Origin of the sequence: Frankia sp. CpI1-P (genome assembly GCF_001421075.1) — a bacterium.
In the GTDB taxonomy this organism is placed as follows: Bacteria; Actinomycetota; Actinomycetes; order Frankiales; family Frankiaceae; genus Frankia; species Frankia torreyi.
Genome location: NZ_LJJX01000039.1, coordinates 22614 through 28655 on the forward strand (window position 1 = coordinate 22614; position 6042 = coordinate 28655).

At 63.6% G+C, this 6042-nt stretch carries 5 protein-coding genes and 6 pseudogenes; 8 read left to right on the forward strand and 3 right to left on the reverse strand.

What is annotated here, in order from left to right; genetic code table 11:
- The 4 genes and pseudogenes from FF86_RS67700 to FF86_RS36285 form a co-directional block, all read left to right on the forward strand.
- Positions 1-75 (forward strand): annotated as a pseudogene (locus tag FF86_RS67700) (hypothetical protein); the annotation flags it as partial.
- 2 nt (positions 76-77) lie between these two features.
- Positions 78-161: pseudogene (locus FF86_RS67705) on the forward strand (hypothetical protein); the annotation flags it as partial.
- Position 162: 1 nt separating this feature from the next.
- Positions 163-269 (forward strand): annotated as a pseudogene (locus FF86_RS67710) (hypothetical protein); the annotation flags it as partial.
- Positions 269-526: hypothetical protein (locus tag FF86_RS36285; RefSeq protein ID WP_206779001.1), on the forward strand; the 258-nt coding region annotated here is incomplete at its 3' end. The pseudogene FF86_RS67710 and the gene FF86_RS36285, both read left to right, overlap by 1 nt.
- Positions 527-2197: 1671 nt before the next feature.
- Here the strand turns inward: FF86_RS36285 and FF86_RS22365 are convergent.
- Positions 2198-2872 (reverse strand): 2'-5' RNA ligase family protein, encoded by a 675-nt coding sequence (locus FF86_RS22365; RefSeq protein WP_052681256.1) that lies wholly within the window; start codon positions 2870-2872, stop codon positions 2198-2200.
- Between the two features lie 11 nt (positions 2873-2883).
- On the reverse strand, positions 2884-4206 hold the full coding sequence (locus FF86_RS22370; RefSeq protein ID WP_044886746.1) for a helix-turn-helix transcriptional regulator: 1323 nt from the start codon (positions 4204-4206) through the stop codon (positions 2884-2886).
- 198 nt (positions 4207-4404) lie between these two features.
- Between FF86_RS22370 and FF86_RS22375 the strand changes: the two genes are divergently transcribed.
- Together FF86_RS22375 and FF86_RS22380 are read left to right on the forward strand one after the other, a co-directional pair.
- Positions 4405-4713 (forward strand): hypothetical protein, encoded by a 309-nt coding sequence (locus FF86_RS22375; RefSeq protein WP_242419288.1) that lies wholly within the window; start codon positions 4405-4407, stop codon positions 4711-4713.
- 35 nt (positions 4714-4748) lie between these two features.
- Complete coding sequence (locus tag FF86_RS22380; RefSeq protein ID WP_242419289.1) at positions 4749-5183, forward strand: hypothetical protein; 435 nt, start codon at positions 4749-4751, stop codon at positions 5181-5183.
- A 124-nt stretch (positions 5184-5307) separates the two neighbouring features.
- Here FF86_RS22380 and FF86_RS22385 read toward each other — a convergent pair.
- Positions 5308-5591: pseudogene (locus tag FF86_RS22385) on the reverse strand (helix-turn-helix domain-containing protein); the annotation flags it as partial.
- Positions 5592-5874: 283 nt separating this feature from the next.
- Between FF86_RS22385 and FF86_RS54915 the strand changes: the two are divergent.
- Positions 5875-5944 (forward strand): annotated as a pseudogene (locus FF86_RS54915) (plasmid replication, integration and excision activator); the annotation flags it as partial.
- Between the two features lies 1 nt (position 5945).
- Positions 5946-6042: pseudogene (locus tag FF86_RS54920) on the forward strand (plasmid replication, integration and excision activator); the annotation flags it as partial.

The window sequence follows — 6042 nt, forward strand, 5'->3', positions numbered from 1 at the left end:
CGGCACGAGCAGTTGTATTCGCGGTCGAAAAAGGAGATGATTTTGAGAGACACTCCGAACTTCCGCGCCATTTGCNNAAGCAGATGGCAGGTGTTGTAACGATGGAAGCCGAGCTGACTGAAGCTCGTCTTCTCCGCAACCAGGCTGACTATGATTGCTATNCAGCCAATTTGCAGGCATGGGAGTATGACGCCAGGAAACTTGCCGCAAGTGCGGCGGTGTTCGTAAAAACCTGCGAATCTTTTGTTATCGAGAACGGATACGTGTGATGTCTGAGCACATTTATGATCTGACACAGAAGCTATCCGAATGGGATATTAGAGTTCAGAAAGTCGATGAGCGGGAATTTCCCGGTGAAAGGTGGTTGATTATTTATGTCGACAAAGAGGACCTTGTAAAAGCCCAGAGTTTCGCGGGCCCCCTCGAGCGCGAGCTTAATCAACGATACAAAAGTGATTCGGCTTTCGCGGTAACGTTCAGATCGTCCATCGGCGATCCAATAAACCCCGATGTGCCGAATGAAGTGNNCCCACTTGCAAGTCAAAATGTCACCCAGTTGATTCAGCTTCTTGAGGCGCGGTCCCGCACCTCGGATGCGCTTCCAAGTCTGCGTTATGTAGAGGACCCTCGGGCAAGTCTGGCTGCAACGATTGCTTCGAGACACCATCTCATTTATGGCCGTCGAGGTGTGGGAAAAACATCATTGCTGCTAGAGGCTAAGAGTATGGCTGAAAAACAGGGTCACGTAGCTATATGGGTTAATACCCATATCGTGCGTCGACTTGACGCCGATGCCGCTTATCTAGTGATAGCAGATTTGATTCTGTCGGCCATAATAACGCATCTCGGATCATCCCGTTCTCCAACAGCCTCAAGATTGAGTTCGGAACGGGACAGTATANCTGCCCTGAGGTCGAGAGATAGATTGGAGGACGGTTCAATCGACCCGAGAATCGCGAGTATCAACAGTGTGCTGCGTGGCGTCCTTCGTGATGGNGTCGTGCGCATGTATGTTTTCCTTGATGATTTCTATCTGCTCCCCGGAGATCAACAGCCTCTTCTACTTGACTATCTCGCAGGAACTTTGCGCGACTGTAACGGGTGGCTTAAAGTAGCGAGTATTGAGCGACTCACTCGGNCATTTGAACCGTCTTCGCGAACAGGGCTCGAGTTGCNGCATGATGCATCNAAAATCGACCTGGATGTGACGCTCGAGAATCCCAAAGCAGCTCAGATCTTCCTTGAATCGGTCCTGTCCGAATACACAATCGCCTCCGGTGTCGGTGCTCCTTCTGTAATCGCGAAGAGCTCCGCTCTCGGGCGCTTGGTGTTGGCGTCCGGTGGCGTTCCACGCGACTACTTGAATTTGTTTGCATCATCTATCGTGGTCGCGCGCAAGAATCGGACTAAGCCGGACAAGATAGGAAGCCAGGATGTGGCACAAGCGGCCGGTGATGNCGCGCGAAGCAAGAAGCGTGACTTGGACCAAGATGTTTCATCCGCTCGGTCGAGCGAACTAATCTCGGCACTTGATGCAATCTCCTCTGCCGTGAGAGGCGCTAAGTATACATACTTCAGAGTGGATATCTCTCAGAATCGAAGCCCCGGGTACGAAGTCCTAGCTCGACTCGTCGATCTCCGCTTTGCGCATTTGATCGAGGCTTCACTTTCCGATCAGCATCGAGCGGGCATAAAATACGAAGTCTACGTGCTTGATCTTAGCGAGTACGCGGATGTGCGTCTGAAGCGCGGCCTCAATGTCCTAGATTTNGAGAATGGTCAATGGACCAATCAGTTCANNGGAAAGGCTAATAGCCTGCAGCGCCTGACGGGGACACGCTTCCGCGATCACCTTCGTCAAACTCCTATTCTGAAGCTCGGAGATTGGGTGGTGTAGCGTTTGTAGATCCATGGCAAGTCGCGTCATTCGCGGCACGCGAATCCGAGATAGCGAGGGGTCATGTCGTTTCATACCCGCGTCGCGTCGCTGACGGCCGGCGGTACTCCTCGGTTGTGNAATTATTTGTAACAGGGGGCTGGCGACGCACCGGCGAGCACGGCCGTTTACGGCCGCGCGCAGCCGTCGCGCGGCGNGGGCCCGCACCGCGGCTTGATCTTAAAACGGGGGATTCGGCAACGTGCTGCGGGTTGGTCGCGGTCAGGCGCCCGGCCTGGTGGGCGTGCTCGTGGTCGTGGTTCAGCCGGTGAAGTCGATGTGGTGGCGGATGTCCCAGCGGTAGGCATGGCCGTCGCGGCGGAGTTCGAGAAGGTCGACGCTGGCGACGGGCAGGCTGATCGGTGGTCGTGTGCGTAGGCCGGCGAGTCGGCGGATGACCTCGGCGGCTGGTGGGGTGGCGTTGCAGTAGGTGACGCTGATGTGCGGCTTGAACCGGGCTGGCTCGTCGGACACCTTGTCCGGACCAAGGATCGCGCCGATGGCGGTGCGCAGTCGGTCGCGGAGGTCGGCGACGGGCTGCCAGGGGGCGGTGCGCAGGAACGTTCCGCCGGGGTAGGCGGCGATCGGCCCGACGGTGAGAGTGAAGGGTTCGACGTCCGCGCACTGCTCGTCCGCGGCCTTGCCGAGCGCGGCCACCTGGTCGGCGGTCATCTCGTCGGCGAATGCCACACCTTGCACGGTCATGTGCAGGCCGTCGACGGGCACCGGGTCCAGGTAGTCCAGGTCGGCAAGGTCCTGCTGGAACCCGGCCACGTAGTCGGTGAGCGCCTGATCGTGGAAGACGAGATACCAGGTGAGGTAGTGCCGGTCGGGTCTCCAGCCGGGGCGCCACCACCAGTGGTCGGCCATCCGGTCGGTGTGGCGGAACGTCTCCCAGTCGGCGGCGTCGACCTGCTGCTCGGGTGTGGGTGGCACGGCCCAACAGGCTATGCGGTGGGCAGGCGCCAGGCTTTGACTGCCTCGTGCACGTTCGCGATCTCCGGGACAGTCCGCCACTGGGCCGCGGTTGTCAGGAAGTCCTTGGCTCGGCGGGCGACTACCTCGGATCGCAGGTCGGCTCCGATGGCGAGTGCTTCGCTGACCAGTACTCCGGCCCGGTCGGGTTCGGGTGATGGTCCGGCGAGGTAGGTCATGCTGGCGTCGACGAGGGTCAGGGCGTGGCTGGCAGTGGAGTCGGCGGCAGCGAAGATGGGGATCGCCTGGTCGGTGAACTCCCGTGCCCGTAGATGGGCACCGGCGGCGAGGTAGGCGCTGGCGGCGTTCCCGGCGATGCGGGAGGCGGTGAACGGGTCGAAGGACAGGAAGTAGCCGACCGGGTCGGCGTCCTCGATCTTCGCGTGGGCGGCGAGCGCCCGACCCACTGCCTCGTCTACTCCGGCCGCGTCGCCCAGCTTGCCGAGGGTGCGGGCTTCTCCGCTGATGGCGAGGCGGATGGAGGCGGGGCCGCCGCGGGCGTAGCGCTGCCCGTCGCGGGCGAGGTCGAGTGCTTCGCGGTATCGGCCGCCGTAGTAGGCGATGAAGCTCTGCGTGCCGCGGACCCACGCGGCGAGGTCACCATGCCCGGCGGCCTTGGCAAGGCTCATCGCCTCGTTGCAGTAGGCGCGGGCCACCAGCTCGTTCCCGAGGTCGAACGCGAGATAGCCCAGGAGACCCGAGAGTTTCCCGCCGATCAGATAGAGATGGGCACGCTGGGAGGGGTGCTGATGTCCGGTGAGGAGTTCGGCAACCCATCGGCGCTGCTTCAACGCGACCGGGTAGACGGTGGCGGCATCGCTGGTCTCGTAGCGGCGGCCGACGACCTCGATGCTCGTCTCCAATTGGTCCAGCGCTGTGTCATCGACGTTGGACGCGGCGAAAGCCTGCATCCGCCGGGTGACTTCTTCCAACTCCTCGTCGATCGCCCATGCGGCGCCGACCGCGAGGACTGTCCGCCGGTTCGGGCCGTTGGCTGGTTCGACCTCGGCCGACTTGGGCGCTGCGAGTCCAAGCCGTTCGCGGGGGATGTCGAGTCCTTCGGCGAACTTCTCGAAGGTGTCGATGCCGCTGACGTGCCGCTTGCCGTTGAGGATGAGGCTGATCGTCGGCTGGGGGACGCCGGTCATGGTGGCGATCTGGGGTTGGGATGCGCCGGTCCACCGCTTGTAGATCGTCAGGATTGCCTGCATGTCGCGCTCGGCGAGGGCGGCGGCCATGTCGGGCCGGTCCCAGAGGCCCGCAGGGGCGGTGGGAAGCGGGCGTCGTCGGGTCATGGCGGGCGGCTCCCGTCAGGTGACGGTTCTACTGGGCGGCGATGTGTGCACCGTAGGCCAGTGTATCCACGCTGGGTATTCAGCCGCGTATCTATTCCGAACTGCGTCGTGGCGTCAGCGTACGTCCAGGCCGTCCCGTTGTCGCCTTGATCGCGCGGTGGGGCGCCGTCCGCACATCGACGCGGCAGGAAGGACGACATGGGTACGGATGCGACATCCGCGGAGGTCAGGGCGGTGGAGCCGTCGGGGACCCGGGGCATGGCGAACGCGGTGGCGTTCGGGGTGGTGCGGTTCGAGCATGGTGGGAGTGGGCTGGTTCGGGACACGGTGCTGACGTTCCCGTCTGCGGCGGATGCCGACCGGTTCGCCTCCGATCGGGGCTGGTCGGACTACCAGGTGTGCCCGTTGCGGTTTCTGACCGAGTCGCCTCCCGACTCGTCCGCAGGATGGATGGTGCCCGGCGGACCGTTGGAGCACCTGGTGGCCCGACGTCGGCGGATTCGGTGAACCGGCCGGCCTCTGCGCGGGGAGAGGAGACGGGGGTGCCTCGGCCGGCGGTGGCGATGCTGCCGTGGGGAGAGGGGGAATGGGCGCTCGTCGTGCAGCCGGGATCGGACTCGGCGGATCTGTTCCGGGCGATGGCGGACATGCCCTCCGGGCTGGAGTTCGCCACGGCCTACGGGGATGTTGACCTGGTCATGGTCTATCGGATGCGCCATCCGGAGATGCTGTCCCGGCGGGATCTGCTGACGTTGCATGGCTCGGTGTTGCCAATGCCGGATGCGGTGCCGGACCGGGCGCGGTGGATGACGTCCGGTGAGCAGGAGGCGTACAAGGCCGGTTACGCCGAGGCGCTGACCACGGTGCGGCTGTTTCTGAGCCGTCTCGCCGGGGTCGGCCCGGAGCCGGGGGCGGGTGATGCTTCGCCTGTGTCGTCGGATTCGGCTGCGTCATCGGATGTGGTGCCGCCGGGCTGAGTCGGGCATGGTCGGTACGGCTGCGGGCCGGACCTGCACGCGGAGCTATTCCGCTGCCGGGTCCGGCCCGTTGTCGTGTTCGCCGGGCTGCTCCAGGCCGTCGCCGTCGTCCGGGACGGGCACNCGCAGACGGGCGCCGATGGTCGCCACCTGCCGTTCGATCCGCAGCAGTACCTCAAGGATCTGCCGGTCGATCGGGGCTGGTGGGGCCGTCACGGTCTGTGGGGGTGCGCCGAGCAGGACGGTCAACAGGTGGTCATCGGGCCAGTCCAGGGCGCGGGAGATCGCCACAAGGGTGGAGTCGTGCGCCCGGCGGCGGCTCGTTCCGCGCTGTAGCTCCCGCAGGGTGGCCACGGACACCCCGGATGCGGTGGCAAGAGCCTGCTGTGTGATGCGCCGTTCTCGCATGCGTGCGGTGATGGCCTCGCCGACTGCTTTCCAGTCCTCGGCCGCGGTGTCNCGCACCATCTCCGATCATCNCCCCCGCCGTGTTTGTCGCCCGTCAAACGATAGTGCGCTCTGTGCGCTGTCCGGAAGGCTGTCGTGACGCGGGGCGCGTTTCCATAGCGGGACGTTATCCCTTCGCGTATATGCGCTTGGCGAGCGCTCGGCGAGCGGAGCATTGTGGGTTCTGTCCGACCGCGGCCGGAGCACCGGCGGCGGGGCTGAACCCTACGGAGGCTGATAGTTCATGGCGGTGCCGTCGCGTATTCCGGTGCGTTTCGAGGACGTGTTTCCGGCGGGTGCGTTTGTGCTGGGGGNGGAGGCGTCGAACGACTATGACAAGGTGAAGGCGAACCTGCCGGACGTGCAGGCACGGGACAAGGACACCGGCGAGCGGGTGTGGGTGGTGCGGGTG